The organism is Methylobacterium nigriterrae (genome assembly GCF_037106235.1).
Taxonomy (GTDB): Bacteria; Pseudomonadota; Alphaproteobacteria; order Rhizobiales; family Beijerinckiaceae; genus Methylobacterium; species Methylobacterium nigriterrae.
This window is the reverse complement of record NZ_JBAWTG010000862.1, coordinates 1-271: the sequence shown is the minus strand read 5'-3', so window position 1 is coordinate 271 and position 271 is coordinate 1. Positions and strand designations below refer to the sequence as shown.

Sequence of the window (271 nt, the reverse complement as noted above, 5' to 3'; positions counted from 1 at the left end):
TCCGGCCGACACTCGGCGACACCAAGCCGGCGATCAACAAGCCGACTGTCAGGCCACCGAACACCCAGGCGAGCGACCAACCCGTGTCTACCGTCACCGGAGCGGCTAAGACACCCAGAAGGTAGAATGACGATCCCCACGAGAGGATTTGCACGACACCAAGGGCCGAGATGACGGCTCGCCGGCTGTTCCCGCTCCCGCCTGGTTCAACGGGAGAGGGTTCGGTGCTCATTTGTTATCGGTCGCCTCAATGATGCTCTGCCGGTGCTCG

At 62.7% G+C, this 271-nt stretch carries 1 pseudogene; it reads right to left on the bottom strand.

The annotated features are described in order from the left end of the window. Positions 1-232 (bottom strand): annotated as a pseudogene (locus WDW90_RS39465) (MFS transporter); the annotation flags it as partial. Positions 233-271: the final 39 nt, after the last annotated feature.